Source organism: Malacoplasma penetrans HF-2, assembly GCF_000011225.1.
Taxonomy (GTDB): Bacteria; Bacillota_I; Bacilli_A; order Mycoplasmatales; family Mycoplasmoidaceae; genus Malacoplasma; species Malacoplasma penetrans.
Window position 1 is genome coordinate 1 of record NC_004432.1, and the last position, 19,757, is coordinate 19,757.

General features: G+C 24.6%; 16 protein-coding genes. 13 read left to right on the forward strand and 3 right to left on the reverse strand.

Features of this window, described 5'->3' with window-relative positions; all coding sequences use genetic code 4:
• The 10 genes from dnaA (at position 1) to MYPE_RS00050 (ending at position 14,167) form a co-directional block, all read left to right on the forward strand.
• Entirely contained in the window at positions 1 to 1,359 is a 1,359-nt protein-coding gene (dnaA, locus tag MYPE_RS00005; RefSeq protein WP_011076827.1) for a chromosomal replication initiator protein DnaA, read from the forward strand.
• Between the two features lie 108 nt (positions 1,360 to 1,467).
• A complete protein-coding gene (locus MYPE_RS00010; protein ID WP_152023085.1) occupies positions 1,468 to 2,586 on the forward strand; it encodes a DNA polymerase III subunit beta in 1,119 nt (372 codons plus the stop codon).
• A 189-nt stretch (positions 2,587 to 2,775) separates the two neighbouring features.
• Entirely contained in the window at positions 2,776 to 3,009 is a 234-nt protein-coding gene (locus MYPE_RS00015) for an RNA-binding S4 domain-containing protein (protein WP_044891170.1), read from the forward strand.
• Positions 3,002 to 4,951 (forward strand): DNA topoisomerase (ATP-hydrolyzing) subunit B, encoded by a 1,950-nt coding sequence (gene gyrB, locus MYPE_RS00020; protein WP_011076829.1) that lies wholly within the window; start codon positions 3,002 to 3,004, stop codon positions 4,949 to 4,951. Before MYPE_RS00015 ends, gyrB begins: the two co-directional genes overlap by 8 nt.
• 18 nt (positions 4,952 to 4,969) lie before the next feature.
• Positions 4,970 to 7,483, forward strand: coding sequence for a DNA topoisomerase (ATP-hydrolyzing) subunit A (gene gyrA, locus MYPE_RS00025; protein WP_011076830.1), 2,514 nt, complete (start codon positions 4,970 to 4,972; stop codon positions 7,481 to 7,483).
• Positions 7,484 to 8,443: 960 nt separating this feature from the next.
• The gene (locus tag MYPE_RS05875; protein WP_083755089.1) at positions 8,444 to 8,995 is read left to right on the forward strand and encodes a transposase; all 552 of its coding nucleotides are present in this window, start codon (positions 8,444 to 8,446) and stop codon (positions 8,993 to 8,995) included.
• Entirely contained in the window at positions 8,992 to 9,654 is a 663-nt protein-coding gene (locus tag MYPE_RS05880) for an IS256 family transposase (protein WP_267871840.1), read from the forward strand. Before MYPE_RS05875 ends, MYPE_RS05880 begins: the two co-directional genes overlap by 4 nt.
• A gap of 2,356 nt (positions 9,655 to 12,010) precedes the next feature.
• On the forward strand, positions 12,011 to 12,838 hold the full coding sequence (locus MYPE_RS00040) for a ParA family protein (protein ID WP_011076834.1): 828 nt from the start codon (positions 12,011 to 12,013) through the stop codon (positions 12,836 to 12,838).
• 12 nt (positions 12,839 to 12,850) lie between these two features.
• Positions 12,851 to 13,678, forward strand: coding sequence for a hypothetical protein (locus MYPE_RS00045; protein WP_011076835.1), 828 nt, complete (start codon positions 12,851 to 12,853; stop codon positions 13,676 to 13,678).
• 3 nt (positions 13,679 to 13,681) lie between these two features.
• On the forward strand, positions 13,682 to 14,167 hold the full coding sequence (locus MYPE_RS00050) for a tRNA (cytidine(34)-2'-O)-methyltransferase (protein ID WP_011076836.1): 486 nt from the start codon (positions 13,682 to 13,684) through the stop codon (positions 14,165 to 14,167).
• A gap of 96 nt (positions 14,168 to 14,263) precedes the next feature.
• Here MYPE_RS00050 and MYPE_RS00055 read toward each other — a convergent pair whose 3' ends face one another.
• From MYPE_RS00055 to MYPE_RS00065, 3 genes are all read right to left on the reverse strand, one after another.
• The gene (locus MYPE_RS00055; RefSeq protein WP_044891171.1) at positions 14,264 to 14,491 is read right to left on the reverse strand and encodes a hypothetical protein; all 228 of its coding nucleotides are present in this window, start codon (positions 14,489 to 14,491) and stop codon (positions 14,264 to 14,266) included.
• A gap of 132 nt (positions 14,492 to 14,623) precedes the next feature.
• Positions 14,624 to 15,082, reverse strand: a complete 459-nt coding sequence (locus MYPE_RS05330) for a hypothetical protein (RefSeq protein WP_011076838.1) — start codon at positions 15,080 to 15,082, stop codon at positions 14,624 to 14,626.
• Positions 15,083 to 15,437: 355 nt separating this feature from the next.
• The gene (locus MYPE_RS00065) at positions 15,438 to 16,343 is read right to left on the reverse strand and encodes an RluA family pseudouridine synthase (RefSeq protein ID WP_011076839.1); all 906 of its coding nucleotides are present in this window, start codon (positions 16,341 to 16,343) and stop codon (positions 15,438 to 15,440) included.
• 80 nt (positions 16,344 to 16,423) lie between these two features.
• Here MYPE_RS00065 and MYPE_RS00070 point away from each other — a divergent pair, with 80 nt between their 5' ends.
• The 3 genes from MYPE_RS00070 to galU all read left to right on the forward strand — a co-directional run bounded on the left by MYPE_RS00070 (position 16,424) and on the right by galU (position 19,704).
• Positions 16,424 to 16,906, forward strand: coding sequence for a redoxin domain-containing protein (locus MYPE_RS00070; protein WP_011076840.1), 483 nt, complete (start codon positions 16,424 to 16,426; stop codon positions 16,904 to 16,906).
• 208 nt (positions 16,907 to 17,114) lie between these two features.
• Positions 17,115 to 18,683, forward strand: a complete 1,569-nt coding sequence (locus MYPE_RS00075) for a hypothetical protein (RefSeq protein ID WP_044891172.1) — start codon at positions 17,115 to 17,117, stop codon at positions 18,681 to 18,683.
• Between the two features lie 121 nt (positions 18,684 to 18,804).
• A complete protein-coding gene (gene galU, locus MYPE_RS00080) occupies positions 18,805 to 19,704 on the forward strand; it encodes a UTP--glucose-1-phosphate uridylyltransferase GalU (RefSeq protein ID WP_011076842.1) in 900 nt (299 codons plus the stop codon).
• Positions 19,705 to 19,757 lie beyond the last annotated feature (53 nt).

Genomic DNA, 19,757 nt, shown 5'->3' on the forward strand with positions numbered 1-19,757 from the left:
ATGTTTACTTTAGCTCAAATTAAAAAAAAATACCTAATTATTAAAAAAGAAATTGAAAAAGAATTCCAAAATGAGAATTTTTACAATAACTATGTTTTAGATTCATCAATTTTTAAAATCAAAGATGAAAATGTTTATATCTTAGTAAAAAATGATTTTGTAAAAGAAGTTTTTACTAATGAATACAAAGAAATATTTGAAGAATATTTTTCTATCAAGATGAATTCAAATTTAAATGTCTTTTTTATTACAAAAGAAGAAAAAGATATTAATAAAGAATTACCCACAATAGAAGAAAAACCAAAAACTTTAGAAATAAATCCTACATTGGATTCAAGGTTTACATTTGAAAATTACACAATTGGAATGTTTAATAAAAATGCATTTAAAGCTGCTTCTTTATTTCTTGAAGAAAACAATAATTGAAAAACGCTACTGATTTATGGAAGTACAGGCCTTGGAAAAACCCATCTACTTCATGCTGTTGGTAATAAATTTGTACAGTTATTTCCTCAAAAAAATCTTATGTACATCCAAACAGAAGATTTTTTAGAAAAAATTTACAAAGCTATCTCAGAAGGTGGGACAAAAGTAGAAGAATTTAAAAATAGTTTTGATAATGTTGACCTACTTTTAATAGACGATATTCAATTTTTAAACAATAAAGAAAAATTAAATGAGATTTTTTTTAATATTTTTAATAGGTTGAATTCAAAAAACAAATATATAGTGATGACTTCAGATAAACTACCTACATCATTGAAAATAGATGACAGAATGATTTCAAGATTTAATTCTGGTTTATCAATAAAAATTAATAAACCAGATACTGAATCAATTAAAAAAATAATCATAGAAAATATTAAAAAATCTAGGATTAAAAATCCTTTTTCTAATCTTGCAATTGAATTTATTGCTTTAAGATTCAACTCTGACATCAGAACACTTGAGGGTGTTTTAAATAAAATATACTTTCACTTATTAGATAATGTTGATCCTAATGAAATTATTAATGAAGAAAAAATTAGATCAATTATCGAATCAGACTCTGATTATGAAATTGTGTCAAATTTAGTTCAAATAAACCCAGATATCATTATTGAAAGTATCTGTTTAGGTTATGGGGTTGATAAAAAATCTGTTATTTCTAAGAAAAGAAACAAACAATTCTCCTTTGTTAGAAAAGTGTGTATGTATGTTTTAAGAGAAAAAATTAACCTTTCTTACAATGAAATTGGATCTTTTTTCTCAAATAGAAATCATGCAACAGTTTTAGAAGCAATTAAAGATGTAGAAACTAAAGTAAAAAGTGATGAAGATTTAAAAGCTTTCTTAGATAATATAATGTCAAAATTTTAGTTTCCAACTTTCCAACATTTCCAACAGGCATAATAACAATAATTAAAATAAGATAAATTAACAATAAATTAATTAAAATATATTAGTTGTTTGAAAAAGGATTTAAAAATGAAAATCATTGTTAGTAAAACTAAACTTATTAATGCTTTAAGACTATGTAACTCAATTTCAGAAAATATTTTTTCTTCTCCAGTATTTTTAGGAACTCTTATAGAAGTAAATGACAATGAAATTAAATTTACTACTTCTAATGGAATAATATCAACTCATTCTATTGTTGCTAAATCAGAAGATGCAAATATATTGGAAAAAGGAAGAATCTTAATAAAAACAAAGCCATTCTTTGCAATTATTTCTAAATTAAAGAATGAGATGATTACTTTAGAGAAAGTAGATAATTCGGTTATAAAAGTAAAAACATCTACTTTTGATTCAAATATTAATATTATGGATGAAGAACAATATCCAAATATTAACTTTTCATATAATGACTGAAACCAATTATCAATCTCACCTATAGTATTTAAAAAATCTATCTCTAAAGTTAAATATGCAGTTAATAACAATAAAGAAAAAATAAATATTATGAGTGGTATTTGTTTTAATTCAATAAGCAGTGAAAAAACTTTAGAGATAATAGCTACTGATGGATATAAACTTGCTCACTATAAATTTGAGTCAACTCCACAAGATTTTAGAATTGTCTTAGATGTTTCTTTAATAGAACTATTATTAGAGATAATTGATTTTGATACTAATATTGAAATCTTCTTATTTGAAAGCAACATTATCTTTAAAGTTAGCAATACCATAATAGCTTCAAAAATTATTGAAGGTGACTACCCTAATGTTTCGAGAATCATTGCAACACCTAAAGAAAACAAAGTAAATATATCTAAGAAAACTTTAGTTGAAGCTCTTGAAAGAGGATTAGCTATCTCATCTTCTGAAAAGAAATCTATTGTTAAATTAAATTTTAGTAGTGAAGTACTAGAAGTCTCTTTTAGTAGTTCTGATCTTGGTAACTCTAAAGAAACTGTTTCATGCAAAGGAAAGGTTAATGAACCAACTCCAATTTCATTAAACAATCACTTCTTGTTATCACTTCTAAAAACATTTGATAATGATAACATCACAGTAGAGTTTTCAGATTCATTTAAACCAGTCCTTTTAAGAGATGAAAAAGACCCTAATTTTTTACAAATTTTAGTACCCATTAGAAACTAAAAAAGAGTTTTTAAAAAATAGACATTTTAGTCATTTTTTCTTGAAAATGCTTCCAAAAACCATAAAAACAGTAATTTTATGGTTTTTTATTACTCATTTAGTATCAAAAATTCTATTTTTTTAATTATTAAAATATATAATTCTATAGTTATGTATTCTTTTTATTAGAGAGTTTTTAAGTGATTTAAAATGGAAAAAATTTATATTAAAACACCATTCATTAAATTGTCTCAATTTTTGAAATTCATAGGCCTTATAGACAATGGTTCTTTATCTAAAATTTTTATTGAGGAAAATGAAATATTTGTGGATGGAGTTCTTGAAAAAAGAAGAAATAAGAAATTATATGAAAACTCTGTAATTTCTATAAATGAAAAAGAATACTTGATAGTGAATAGTGGAGAAAGGGTAAAAGATGAATAAAGAAACTAAAAAAAATACCTATTCTGCTTCTAATATAAAAATCTTAGAAGGATTAGAAGCTGTAAGAAAAAGACCTGGGATGTATATTGGATCTACTGATATCAAAGGTCTTCACCACATGGTATGAGAAATTGTAGATAACTCAATAGATGAAGCAATGACTGGAAATGCTTCTGAAATCACAATAACTTTAACTAAAGAAGGTTCAGCTAAAGTTCAAGATGATGGAAGAGGGATTCCTGTTGAAAAACATGCTAAAACTAAAAAATCAACTGTAGAAACTGTACTTACAGTACTACATGCTGGTGGTAAGTTTGATAATGACTCATATAAAGTATCTGGAGGTCTTCATGGTGTAGGTGCTTCAGTTGTTAATGCATTATCTAGTTGACTAAAAGTTTGAGTATATAAAGAATATAAAGAACATTATATTGAATTCAAAGATGGTGGAAAACCAGTTGCTGATCTAAAAGTAACTAATGAAAAAGCTAGTATTAAAAATGGTACTATTGTTGAATTCTATCCAGACTTTGAAATTATGGAAAGAGCAGAATTTGATGCAGATACTATTAAAAGTAGATTAAAACAATTAGCTTACTTAAATAAAGGTATCAAAATCAATTTCATTGATGAAAGAACAGATGATAAAGAAACTTTCTTATTTGCTGGTGGAATTAAGCAATGAGTTGAAGAATTAAACAATGAAAAAGAACCTATTGTTCCAACAATTGTTTATGATGAAAGAGAAGAAAGTGTTAAAGCTGCTAATAATAAAGATAAATACAATATTAGAGTAGAAGTTGCTTTCCAATACAACAAAACATACAACAATTCTACTTTTACTTTCTGTAACAATATTAATACTACAGAAGGTGGAAGTCATGAAGAAGGTTTCAAATTTGCATTACAAAAGATTATTAATAAATTTGCAGTAGAAAAGAAATTATTAAAAGAAACTGATGAAAAGATTTCTAAAGAAGATGCAATTGAAGGTTTAACTGCAATAGTTTCAATTAAACACCCTAATCCTCAATATGAAGGGCAAACTAAGAGAAAATTAGGAAACAGTGAAGTAAGACCATTTGTAAGTAATGTGGTAAGTGAAATATTTGAAAAATATTTATTAGAAAACCCAGAAGATGCAAATGTAATTATTAAAAAATGTTTACTAGCAATGGAAGCTAGAAAAAAATCTTTTGAAGCTAGAGAAGCTACAAGAAGAAAATCTCCATTTGAATCAAACTCTTTACCTGGAAAATTAGCAGATTGTTCTACTAAAGATAAAGAAATCTCTGAACTATATATAGTTGAGGGGGATTCAGCCGGTGGTAGTGCAAAATTAGGAAGAGATAGAATTTTCCAAGCAATCCTGCCATTAAAAGGGAAAATTATAAATGTTGAAAAAGCTAAGAGTGATAAGATTTTTTCAAATGAAGAAATTATTAATTTAATTACTGCAATTGGTGCAGGTGTTGGTCCTGAATTTAAAATAGATAAATTAAGATACAACAAAATTATTCTTATGACCGATGCTGATGTTGATGGTTCTCACATTAGAATCTTGCTATTAACATTCTTATTTAGATATATGTATCCATTATTAGAAAATGGGAATGTATATATTGCATGTCCTCCTTTATTCAAATTTTCTGTAGGTAAATCATCTAAATATGCATATGATGAAAAAACGCTAGAAGAATTCAAAAAAGAAAACAGTAAAGTTAAGTATCAAATTCAAAGATACAAAGGGTTAGGAGAAATGAATCCTGATCAATTGTGAGAAACAACAATGGATCCTAAAAATAGATTACTTTTAAAAGTAACTATTGAAGATGCTTTAAATGCTGACAAAGTGTTTTCTTTACTAATGGGAGATGAAGTTGCCCCTAGAAGAGAATTCATTGAAAAGAATGCAAAATACGTGAAGAATTTAGATATTTAGAAAAGATAGGTTTTAAAAATGTCATCAAATATTAATATAGATAAAATAAAAGAGAGTTTAAACAAAACTAAAGTAACTGATAAACCAATTTCTAAAGAAGTTGAAAATTCTTTTATGGATTATGCAATGTCTGTTATAGTTTCAAGAGCTATTCCAGATGTAAGAGATGGTTTCAAACCTGTTCATAGAAGAGTTTTATATGCTGCATATAATATGGGGATGACTCATGATAAACCATATAAAAAGTCAGCTAGGCTTGTTGGGGAAGTTATCGGGAAATACCACCCTCATGGTGATACAGCTGCTTATGAAACAATGGTAAGAATGGCACAAGATTTCTCAATGAGATATATGCTAGTTGATGGTCATGGTAACTTTGGTTCAATTGATGGAGACTCAGCAGCTGCAATGAGATATACAGAAGCAAGATTATCTAAAATCTCTTCTGAAATGCTTAAAAACATTGAAAAAGAAACTGTTGATTTCTCAGAAAACTATGATGGTAGTGAAATGGAACCAACTGTTTTACCAGCATTGTTCCCAAATATGTTAGCTAATGGATCATCAGGTATTGCTGTTGGTATGGCTACAAATATACCACCACATAACTTATCTGAAATTATAGATGCAGTATTACTTTTAACTAAGAATAAAGACGCATCAGTAAATGAAATTAAGCAAGTATTAAAAGGTCCTGATTTCCCTACAAAAGCAGAAATTGTTGGGACTGATGGAATTAATAGTTATTTTGAAACTGGAAGAGGATCAATTACTATTAGGTCTAAAGCTGAAATTATTCATAGTAGAGATTCAAAATCACAAATTATTATTAAAGAAATACCTTATATGGTAAATAAAAGTAACTTGATTGACAAAATTGTTGATCTTGTGAAAACTGAAGCAATTGAAGGAATTGCAGATTTAAGAGATGAATCTTCTAGAGAAGGTATCAGAATTGTTATTGAAGTTAAAAAAGATACAGTTCCTGAAGTTCTTTTAAATAAATTATTCAAAATGACACCTCTTCAATCAAACTTTAGTGTTAACATGTTGGCTTTAGTTGATAAAGAACCAAAATTATTAAATATTAAAGAAGTATTACAAGAATATTTAAAACACCAAGTTAATGTTTTAGTAAGAAAAACTAAGTTTGAACTTAAAAAAGCAGAAGAAAGAGAACATATTTTAGAAGGTTTATTTATTGCAGTTACTAACATTGATGCAGTAATTAAAATTATTAGAGAATCTAAAGATAATGATGAAGCTGAAAAGCAATTAATTACTAAATACAAACTAACTAAAATTCAAGCTAAAGCTATTTTAGATATGAGATTAAGAAGTCTTTCAAATCTTGAAAGACTAAAAATTGAACAAGAATTAAAGGAAGTAAAAGCATTAATTCAAGAATTAAGTGGAATTTTAAAATCTAGTGATAAACAAATGGATATTATTTCTAAAGAGTTAATCAATTTAAAAAACACTTATGGTGATGAAAGAAAAACTGAAATTTTATATGGAGTTTCAGCATCAATTGATGATGAAGACTTAATCCCTGTTGAAAATATTGTTATTAGTAGATCTGCTAACAACTATTTAAAAAGAATTTCAATTGAAACTTACAAAATCCAACGTCGTGGAGGAGTAGGTGTAAAAGGGGTAAGTACCTATAACGATGATGAAGTAGATGATATTATTACAACTACAACTCATACTGATATCTTATTCTTCACAGATTTTGGTAAAGTTTATAGAATTAGAGCTCATGAAATTCCACCAGGATCAAGACAATCTAAGGGTGTTCCAGCTTTAAACCTAATGAATATTGAAAAAAATGAGAAAATATTGGTTATGTTACCGGTTGAAGATTATTCAAAAGGCTTCTTATTCTTAGCAACTACTAAAGGTATTGTTAAAAGAACTAGTCTTTCTGAATATAACTCTATTAAATCAAATGGTAAAAGAGCAATTACTTTAAGAGAAGGTGATCAATTATTATCAGCTTTCTTAACAAGAGGGAAAGATGAAATCTACTTAGGTGCTTCTAATGGTTTATTAACAAGATTTAATGAACAAGATGTTAGAGTAATGGGAAGAACTGCATCTGGTGTTAAAGGAATTAACATAGAAGTTAAAGCAGAAGGTAGAAATAAAAAGAAAATTGATACTTCAATTAATGTAGTTGGTGCTTCTTCTTCTCTAAGTGGTGATTTAATCCTTTCAATTGGTGAAAAAGGGTTAGGTAAATTATCAGAAGCTGAAAATTACCGTTTAACTAGAAGAGGTTCAAAAGGTGTTGTTACATTAAAACAAAATGACAAAACTGGTAAACTAATCTTCTCTTCAGCTGTTAAAGGTGATGAAGAAATTCTAATTGTAACAAGTTCTGGAAAAATTATTAGACAAGAATTGAAGAACTTAAGAGTAATTGGAAGATCAACTTCAGGTGTTACTTTAGTAAAATTACAACCTAAAGAAAAAATTATTTCAGCTGCAGTTTATAAAAAAGAAGAAGATGAAAATGAAATTGAGTAATCAATAACTCATTAAATTCTTAAAATTACATATTTTATAATTAACACTCCTAAACAGGAGTGTTTTTTTATGTCAGAAAATTTAATAAGAATAGAGATAAAAGATATTAAAAATTTAAGAATATTATTTAGATGTTTTAGACAAAGTCAATAATCCATCATTTAAAAAAGTTCATTGACTAAATTTTTTGATGGTCTATATATAAAAAACTTTTTAATTTATTAAGAATAGATAAAAATTTCAAAAAGAATAAAGAAATTGGATATTGTAAAAAAAGATTAAGTTTTAGTTGTTAAAGAGAAAAAACAAATATTTATGGTTTTAGTCTTTAAAATACTTTTTACAAATTTTAAAGATTTATAAGAAAACCACAACTCTTTTTCAAATAAAGTTAATTTAATCATCTAATTAAAAATAAAACTTAACTTTTTTATTTAAAAAACTTTATTTAAGTTATGAGCACCTCTTAAAAATTTTTAAGTATTCCTAGCATTTTTCCTATCTATTTATAAATATCAAGACAAAATTTTAATTTTTAGTACTTTGATATTTTTGACAATTCTTTAATTTTGTTTATCTTTTCCATTTTGCACTCCTTTATTATAAAAATTATAAAATCACCTTTTCTTTAGTTAAGTCCATCACAACTCTGGAGAAAGTAACTTTACCAACAATAATTAACCATATTAGGTATTTTTTAAAAACATGGTTTATTTAGTTAACTTTTTTACAAATGTTGGGAATAAACTTTATGGATAACAAAATGGAATATTTGTAAGAAATTAAAGGAATGAAAATAAGTTTTTAGTATTTAATTATTTTTTATCTTTAACAGATTTAAAAACTAAAAAAATAACTTACAATAAATTTCTTAATTCCTACAAGAAATAGGTACTGTAGCAAATTTTGGATAAACTCCATTTAGGAAATATTAAGATATTACTAACTGGAGTTTTTATTATGGCAAAAAAAGAAAAATCATCAGCTGAAAAATTATTAGAAAAATTAGGTGTTGAAAACAAAGAAGATTTTGACAACCTTTTAAAAGAATTAACCAAATCGTTTATAGAAAAAAGTTTAGATGTAGAAATGGATGGCCATTTAGGATATGAAAAATGAGATCAGAATTCTAGAGAGTTTTCTAATAACTACCGGAAAGGAAAAACCAAAAAAACTTTAAATACTAAATATGGAAAATTGGATGTAGAAATTCCAAGAGATGTTAATTCTACATTTGAACCACAATTAGTAAGAAAACATCAAAGAAATTTAAATGACATAGAACACAATATTATTAAACTTTATTCTAAAGGAATGTCTACTAGAGAAATACAAGATGTTTTCCTAGACATGTATGGTGCAGGAGTAGATAAAGATTTAGTATCAAGAGTTACTGACAAAATTCTTCCTGAAATACTTACATGACAGTCTAGACCTTTAGAAGATATATATATCTTATTATCTTTGTTGATGGAATTAGATTTAAAGTTAGAGATGACTCTCAATTTTTAGAAAAATCAGTTTATATAATTCTTGGAGTTAATTTAGAAGGAATTAAGGAAATATTAGGTTTTTGAATAGGTGAAACAGAATCTGCTAAACAATGATTAAGTATTTTTAATGATTTAAAAAGTCGTGGTGTTAAAAAAGTATTTATTTCTTGTTCTGATAATCTAACTGGAATTAGTGATGCTTTTAAAAGTGCTTTCCCAGAAACTTACATTCAAAAATGTATTGTTCATCAAGTAAGAAACTCTACAAAATTTGTTAGATATGATCACTTAAAAGAATTTACTGCAGATATGAAAAAAATCTATCAAGCACCAAATTTTGATGTATCTATGAAAGCTTTAAAAATATTTACTGAAAAGTGATCTTCTAAATATGGCTATGCAACTAAATCTTGAAATAATAATATAGAAGAGTTAACTACTTTCTTTCAATTTCCTGCAGAAATTAGAAGGCTAATTTACACTACAAATTTAATTGAAAATGTTAATAGAAATATTAGGAAGATAACAAAAGCAAAAGGTGGAATTACATCTGTTAATGCATTATCTAAATTAATTTATTTAAGATTGATTAATATTTCAGAAAATTGGAAATCAAGAGTTGCTAATTGGGGTTTAATATTACAACAATTAAAAATCCTATTTGAAAATGAAATATAGGTTATTTCAAAATCAAACAGGATATGATATAAATTAAATCACTATAAACATTAGAAATGTTTAAAACCTAAATTGGACTTTATCCAAAAATCAGTACATTACCGCTGTCTCAGATATCAAAATGTACTTGTATAACTTTTTAAAAGTAAATAATTATTTTATTTATTTAAGTCATGTTATATATTTAAGAAACAAAGACCTAGTGATTTTTTTAAAAAAAAGAAATGATTTAAATATTGTTATGAAAACTTTTTGCAATAATGACTTTAGTAAGTATGAAATAGCTTATAGTGATCACAAAGCATAATACATAAGCAATATTTAAAATTATGTTAATTGGATATAATACAGAAAACATCAGTGCAAAAGTCTGAAATCTTTACATAATGAGCTTATAAATCACTTCTGATTAGTATTTAACCAAGAATACTGAAATAATATTGATACAAATAGTCTTAGTAATGAAGGAATTTGTAAAGAAACTACAAATGCAATTAATAGATCAATTTCAAAAGAATTTAAATTATTTTAGGTAGATTAACCCCTATATGTCTTAGTTGTATTATTGATTAGTAAAACACTTATATAAAAATAAAAAACACTGCATTTTAAATTCAGTATAATCACAAATTTGTGTAGTTATTGAGGAATAGTAATTTACATTATGATCATTTAACTTACTTATTACTAAGTGTAATTTTTAAATTTAAATTCAAAAGAAAGCACTATCTGAAAATATATTATTTTTAAACTATTAAATGTGTTTTAAGTAAATAAGATATTTCCTAAGAACAATGATAATAACAATGGAAGTTAATCTAATTCAAAGAATAGCTAACATTGTTATTTTTTCTTTTTGCAATGATTTTTAAAAGAAAAAAAGAAAATTTAACCTTATTTATTGTTTTTATAAAGCAAATATTTTTTATTATCAATAATTACGTAATTAATTATATATTCATAATTATAATAATTACAATTACATAATTTTTTAGGTAATTGTTTAAAAAATAAAATAGTTCTAAATTTTTGGATTTCAACAAAAATCATTTTTTAAAGATCAAAAACACACTTTAAACAAGTTTTAAGCATATTTTAAGAGATTTTAAATCAAAAACAATGATTTTACACAGAATTGATTTTTATTCTTCTCAGAGAGCTTTATTTTGATTTTTTTTACTAGAAAAAACAATTTTTAATTTTTTACTAATCCAACGACTTTCCAACACTTTTTAACTATTACTTTAGTAATAGTTAATATAACATAATTTTTTGAAAAAACAAGAGAAAATTTCAAAAAGTGAATTTTATTTTTTAAGTATTACTAAAGTAATACTTAAATTATACACAAAGTTTAGCTTATTTCAAGAGAGATGTTTAGAAATCTTTCAATCATTACTTGGATTTCAGGTATAAAAATCAAAATAAAACTAATTTTTTCACAATTATGAAAATTTAAGCAAAAAATATTCAAATAAACCTATTTTTAAAGCATTTTAAGAGGTTTTAAATAAAGTCTAGTGGTTTCCTACTGAAAATTATATAAAGTGTCTTAAAAAGGCTTATTTTGAAAAATACAGATATTTTACACACAGATAAAAGAGTTGATAGTTGTTTTATACCCGATATATTCCATAACTAATTACGTAATTATTGAATAAAAACCCTGAAAACCTTGTTCTTGATAAAAAAGTTTCCATTTATTGTGTGTAAAATCAATAAAAACATAACTAATTACGTAATTATTGATATGAAAGGACAATATTGCATTTAGACTAGGATAAAAGGTACTTTATATCAATAAAAATGTAATTGATTACGTAATTATTAAAAATATCTATGTTTTTAAAGGGTTAAAAAGTAACAATAGTTTAAAATTTGTCAATAAAAACATAACTAATTACGTAATTATTGATAATTAATTTAAAAGAAAGTAATAATTTTAATGGTTAATTTGAATTAACAAGCACTATTTCAAATAATAATGTAATTGATTACGTAATTATTGTTTTATTTATAAAAAAACAACTAAAAGTAATTTCTTTTATATAAAAACCATTAATTGTATAACTAATTACGTAATTATAGAAATTTTTAATTTTTTTTAAAAAATTTATAGATTTTTAAATCATTTTTAATAATTATGTATTTAATTACTTTTACACCATTAAAAGAATTACTTTTTAAGTTATGTAAATAGTTACTTTTTAATTATCTAATTAATTATCTAAAAAATTACTTATAAAATTATGTATTCAATTATGTATTTATATATATAATTATTTAGATAACTAAAAAAGTAATTTTTAAAGTAATTATTGGTTATTTTAAAGGTTTATGAACTATAAGGAGTCTTATGAAAATAGGAGTAGTTAATAATAAAGGTGGTGTACTGAAAACCACTTTATCAACCAATTTAGCAGCATCGTTATCTTTAGATGGTAAAAAAGTCATTATTGTTGACCTTGATGGACAAGGTAATGTTATTGCTACATTTGGTAAAAAACCAGATGATTTAGAATTTGCTATAATGGATTTTTTAAAAGGGAAATGTTACTGAGAAGATATTTTAATTAAGAAAACTGAAAATCTTCATATTCTTCCTGGGAATGATGAATTAAACTATTTTGACTTTTTGTTAAATCAAAAACAAATAACTCAATCTAACTTAAAGATGCTTATCAACAAATTAGATGAGCTTTATGATTATGTAATTATAGACACACCACCAGCAATGTCAGTTGTTGTTGCCACAACACTATCAATAGTTGATGTAGCACTTGTTCCATTTGAACCTGATCAATATGCAACATTAGGTTTAAAAAGAATTATTAATGCTGCAAAAGAATTTAAAGAAAAAAATAACCACAACATGAAAATTGTGGCTATTCCTACAAAGGTTAATACAAGAGTTACTATTCACAATGATATTATTGAACAATCTCTTAAACCAAAACTTAAAACACAAGGTGTGTATGTAACATCTAATTTTATTAGTTCAACAACAAAATCAACTGCAGCTGTTGGTTATGAAAGAGTTCCAATTGTTATGAGTGTTTTTAAAAGTAAATATCAAGATGAATACCACAACTTAAAAAAAGAAATTTTAAATTATGTAATTTTTGGTAGAGAAACATCAGTAAACAATGGAAATCAAGAAAATAGTTTTGGAGAAAATTTTTAATGGTGAAAGAAGATGGCAAGTAAAAAAAGAAAATTTACATTTACTGATTTAGCAGATGATGATTTTGTTGACCAACAAGAAAACCAAAACACTACAAAACCAAGTGAAAATATAAATTTCACATTAAATGATTTAAAAAATGACCAAAAACCAGAACCTATTGTTCAACAAAACAACCATAGTGTTGAAAAAAAAGAAACTAATCAAGAACCAACAATAGTTAACACTGCTATTGCAAATAATGAACCAACTAAAAGTGAATCTTTAAGTGAAGAAATTATTTATGAAAAATACAATTTAGAAAATGATAACCAACAACCTTCTTCTGTAGAAAATAATAACAAGATTGAAGTACAAAATACTGAAACAGACAATAAAAATAATCAAGTAACTGAAAAAAAAGTATATGAGGTTAATTATGATGATATTTTAAATGATTCAGTTCCTCAAAAAAACAAAGAAGTTATTGATAGTCTTATTGAGAAAAAAGACCCTATAAAAGAACTTTTTAATACAAAAGAAGAAAAAGAAAATCCACAAAACTCTGAAGATTCTGAACAAGAAACTAAAGTATATAAAAATTTAAAACCAAGATCTACTGTGAAAACATATAATGAGGCTTTAAAAAAACAAGAACAAAGACAAGTTGATGTTCATTTTGAAGAAAACAAAATAAAACAATTTCTAAATGTTAGAGAAAAATTAGAAGTTAAAACAAATATTTATTTAAAAAATAGCATTGTAATTAAATTAAGTGAATTAGAAGCTAGAACTAATGAAAGTAGATCATCTATTATTAATAAACTAATAGAAATAGCTTTAAAAACAATTGAAGAGTAAAATATGCTAAATATTGTGCTTTTTCAACCAGAAATACCTGAAAATACAGGAAATATTTCAAGAACTTGTGTTGGTTTTAATGCAACATTACATATGATTAGACCATTTGGTTTTATTTTAAATGACAAAAGGATGAAAAGAGCTGGTCTAGATTATTGAGATCATCTGAAAAGAAAAGAGTATGATGATTGAAGTGATTTTGAAAGTCAAAATTTAGTAAATAAAAACTCTAAAGTATTTTTAATCACTAAGTTTGCAGATAAATCCATTTCTAACTTAACTAAAGATGAGTTGACTAAAGATGAAGAAATATTTTTTGTTTTTGGTAGGGAAACAAAAGGATTAACATCTGAAATTATGGAAAAATACAAAAAATTCCAGTTAAAAATAGAAATGAACAGTAATATAAGAAGTTTTAATTTATCAAATTCTGTTGCAATTGTAGCTTTCCACTATCATTTTTTAACCAATTTCAATGATTTAAAGTAACTAGAATTCCTTTGTTTTTGGAATAATTTAAGTTTTTAAAAAAGCAGTTAACTATTATGTCGACTGCTTTTTTTCTTATTTAACATTTTGTTTGAATTAATGCAATTGAGCTAATTCTCTAGCAATTGTTGGACATCTTTTGATTTTTGATACATCTTCCTTAAGGACTGCAACATCTTCCTTAAGAACTGTTACATCCTTTTTAAGAACTCTTATATCTGATTCAATCAATTCTAATTTATCTAAAATTTTACCCAAGACCTCTCAAATAGGGTCTTTTGGATCTTTAGGTTTTTGATATTTTTTAGTTTTAGATGCTTTCATATTACCTTCAAACACTGATGTTTCAATTATATCATCTGTCTTTCGACAGGAAATTAATCAGCAAACCCATTAAAAAATATGAGTTTTATTGTGTTTATAAAAAAAACCAAACTTTTTTAATTCTTTATTTTATTAGTTAAGTTGAGCTAATTCTCTAGTAATTGTTGGACATCTTTTGATTTTTGACATATCTTCTTTAAGAACAGCAACATCTTCCTTAAGAACGGCAACATCCTCTTTAAGAACAGCTACATCTTCTTTAAGAACTGTTACATCCTCTTTAAGAATTCTTATATCTGATTCAATCACTTCTAATTTATCTAAAATTTTACCCAAGACCTCTCAAATAGGGTCTTTTGGATCTTTAGGTTTTTGATATTTTTTAGTTTTAGATGCTTTCATATTACCTTCAAACACTGATGTTTCAATTATATCACCTGTCTTTTGATCTTCATATGAACTCAATGATATGAAAAAGTTATCAACATCTATAAATTTGCAACCTTTAATCATTTCTATAAACTCTTTTTCAGAATATTTTCCTTTAAAAGGTTTATTTTTGTTATTTTTAATGTTTTTGTTTTCTTTCATAAGCTCTCCTTTTGTTAAAAAAATAAACTGAAGATTATTCTATAAGCATGAAAAATTTTTGTTTGGAGTTTTAGACTGTAATTTTTAAATAAAGAATTAATAAAAACAACAACTATTTTCATTATTTAGAATTAATCTTAAATTCTTTGAAAAACACGTTAGATGGGTGAGGTTTAACACTATAAAAAAGTGTTTTTTTAAAAAAAATAGAAATTATCTCCATTTTCACCATCTACACTATATTAATGTTTAAAAATTAGGTAAATGTCATAAAAAAACAGCAAAAAATCTTTATTTTTTATTTAAAAATCTTTAATCGAACTCTTTTTCAATGCCTAGTTTCAGTTTTATGAATCTACTTAAATTTGATATTTTTAACTTCTAGGTTTAATTTGTTTAGATAATGTAAAAAGTGATTTTTATCAAAATTGAATTTAATTTTATAAGATGTTAAGCAAGGGAATTGGAAACCAAAATTACCTTTTTTATTATATTTTGTGTCTCCCAACACTGGGTGACCAATTGAAGCCATGTGAACCCTAATTTGGTGTTTTTTACCTGTTAGCAGTTGTATTTCCAACAATGCCATGTCCTTTTTTTGTTCTATTACCCTATATTTTGTAATGATTTCTTTATTAAATTTATTTTCTCTATCTATTTCCATAATCTGTTTTTCTTCATTAAGAAAAATAAAATCTTTTAAAGTATCACTTTTCTTTTTAAATTTTCCATAACATAAGCAAAGATAGTATTTAGAAACAGCTTCTGTATTTCATAAATTATTTAATTCTGTTAGGGTTTTTTGATTTTTTGCAGCAACACATAATCCTGTTGTATATTTATCTAATCTGTGACAAAGATTAGCTTCTAAATAATTTTTATCTTTTTTTTCATATAGATATTTTTTGATTCTGTTGTTTAAAGTATCTATTTTTTCATTTTTATCAGGTTGGCAAATAAGACCTCTTGGTTTGTTTACAACTATAATGTTTTTATCTTCATAGATAACATTTAGAATTGGTTTAGCTTCTAAGAAATTCAATTTAAGTTCTTTTTTAATTGGTTTTAATCTTAAAAATATTTGTAAAGAATCATTTTCTTGTAACTTATAGTTTCATGTTGTTTTTTTGTGGTTTACCTTAATATCCCCATTTTTAATGGATTTACTAATTTTAGATAAACTTAGTTCTTTAAAAGATTTACTAATAAAATCTTTTAATATTTGATTTTCTTCTTCTTTTTTAATAAAAATTTGTATCATATGATTAGTTTATAATGTACTTGATTATAAAATAGATTAGTAGACTTTATTTATAATAAATAAATTGTGAGGTATTTAAAATGCTTATTGGCAGAAAATATATAAATTTTTTTAGCAAAGCATATAGTGGTAAAACTGATTCAATTTTAAATTATGATTTAACCAAAAATATGGGTAAAAATGGAACATTATTGTTTTTTATTCACCAAGATTTTTATCCAACCTCAACTAGTGAAATCATTGAATTAAACCAAAAACACCAAAATTTTGTTAATTTAGGTGTTAATCCCATAGTAATTAGTGTTGATTCAGAGCTAACTCATCAACAACTTGTTAAAAATTTAAAAGATAAAAAAACTATTAATAATATGTCTTTAGACTTTGTTTCAGATATTTCAAAAGAAATATCTAGAGATTATTTAGTCTTATTTGAAGAAGGGTATAGCTTACCTTCTACTATCTTTATAGATAAAAAAGGTATTATCAAATACTTTAGCACAGGGTCTGTTGAAGTAAAAAGAGATATTGATTCAATCTTAAAAACTATAGCCACATACCAATAGCTTTTAAGTACCAATTAAATATTAAAATTAAGAAAATTTATTGTTTTTATTAGCAAATTATTAAATTTTACTAAATTTTGTTAAATAAATTATTTTCCTTATTATGTTTTAATTTTTGTTATTATTAATAAGTTATATTGTATTTTTAGTTATTTAAAAGTTTTTACTAATTCAATTAAATAATTTTTCATAAATAAAAGGTTTGACTATGTATACTCAAGAAAATAGCTTTAATGTAAAAGACCTGAGGGTTTCTTTTAACAAAAAAGCAAATATTAGTAAAATATATGAAAAAATCCAAAAAAAGTATTCTTTAAGAGAAATAACAATTCATGCATTTGTGGGATACCACAAATTTAAAAAGAATACTTTATTGGTTTGTTTTAGCAATCAAAAGATCTTTATTGATGATGAAAAGTCTAAAGTATTTTTTTCTGGTGTCTATACATATAGAGATATTAAAGAAATTAAATATCACTGAAATGAAAAAAATGAACTAAAGTCTTATATTGAATTTATTACTGAAAATTACAATACTTTCAAAATCAAAGGTATTTCTAAAAGAGAATTTAACAAAATCTTAGAAGTTTTTGATAAACAAAAAGAGATATATGTTAAATCTTTTTTAGAAAAGATCTCTTCTGATGAGAAAAAATTTGAATTAATAGATGAAACCTTTTCTTATTCTTCAGTTTCAAATTTTTTAAAAAATAATAAAAATCCAGAAAATAATACTAATAATGAGGAGAGAAAAGACTTAGAGAATATGATTTTAGATAAAAACTTAAATAATCCAGTACAAGATAGTAATCAAGAAGAACAAAAGAAATTAATTAACACTTCTTTAAATTCTGTTGATGAAGATAAAGAACCAATATTATCAAGTGATTTAATTAACCAATCAAATCTTTTAGTTGAATCTCTAGAATCTCCTAAAAATAAAAAAGTAGTTAATGATAGTTTAATTACTAACACTAATTCTTTTAGTAGTTCATATTTAGTTAATTTATTAACTAATGAAGACACTTTGTTACCAGGTGGTAAAAAAACAGTTGTTTATTATTTATCTAAAAAGATTAAAGAATTAGAATCTAAAAGTTTAGCAATTAACGGGATTGATACTACTCCTATTCATTTAGATAAGAAAGTATTAAAGTTAAACACAATCCCTGTAATTGTAGAAACTAAACCTATTAGTATCCAATCTACAAATGCAGAAGATGAATTAGAAAACAGATTAATTTTTACTAGAAACTGAATTGAATACACTAAACATAATGTAGTCAACAAAGTGTTAGGTGTAGATGCTAATGGTAATGGAGCATATATTGACATCTCAAAAGCTAGTTCTACTAGCACAATAGATGTATATAAAGCTAGAGAATATAAGGTTAATGATGAAGTTAGAAGTGGATTAAGATCTTCACTTACTATTCCTTTCTTTGAAAAAAACAGTAGACCAGGATTAGATTTTTTCTATAACAACTCTAAAACTGGAGAAAAACTTAACATCACTAAATATGATGGAATCTTATTCCAAGGTGTTAAATACTATTTTAATGTTTATAATGAATTCTCTAAATTACAAAAGAAATATATCAGAATCTTTGTAGAAGATAAAAAGAGTAATGGAGACATCTTTAGAAAATATGAACTAATTTTTGAAGATGACTCAGTAACATATAAAGCTTATAATGAGAGATCTCACATAATTGATGATACTTCTCCAAATTCAAGCTCATATGATTTAAAATGATTAATGTTTTTTAAAGAATAAAAAACATAAAATACAACTAAATATAGTTAATTAGTATTCAAAAAGTTAATATAACCTTTATTATCAAGTTATATTAACTTTTTTATATATCACTAACTAAATTAATAAATAAAGGAATTTTATGAAAAAAAGAGTTACAAAAGCAGTAATTCCAGCAGCTGGAATGGGAACAAGGTTTTTACCAGCTACTAAAGCTATGCCTAAAGAAATGCTTCCAATTCTAGATAAGCCTACTATTCAATTTATAGTAGAAGAAGCAGTGGCATCTGGGATTGAAGATATTTTAATTATTGTTTCACAATATAAAAATTCAATTATGGATCACTTTGATTATTTTTTTGAATTAGAAGAAAGACTAAAGCAAAAAAATAAAGTAGAAGATTACAAATTAGTAAGAAATATTAGTGATATGGCACATATTCACTATATTAGACAAAAAGAACCAATGGGATTAGGACATGCTATTAATATGGCTAAAAGGTTTATAGGTAATGAACCTTTTGCCATATTATTAGGAGATGATGTTATTGTTCAAAATAACCAATCAGACAAACCTGCATTAAAACAATGTATTGAGTTATTTGAAGAAAAAAATGTTTCTATTGTAGGTGTTCAAGAAGTTGAACATAAAGAGGTTAGTAAATATGGGATTATAGACCCATTAGAACAAGTAGATCTAAAAACTCAATCTATGAGAGTAAAAAATATGATTGAAAAACCAGATCCTAGTATTAGTCCAAGTAATTATGCAATTTTAGGAAGATATGTTCTAACTCCTTCTATTTTTAAGGAGTTAGAAGAAACTCAAGTTAGTCCTAGAGGAGAAATAGAAATTACAGGATCATTATTAAATTTAGCCCAAAAAGAAGGAGTATATGCGAAAGTGTTTACTGGTAAAAGATATGACATTGGTTCTAAAATTGGTTATTTAAAAGCAACTTTAGATATTTCTTTATCTAAACCAGATGTTAGAGATGAATTACTAGAATATATGAAATTATTAGTAGAAACTAACAAATAAGACAAATAAATAATTATACTCGTATTTTTTATTTTTTTACAAAAAATTTATAA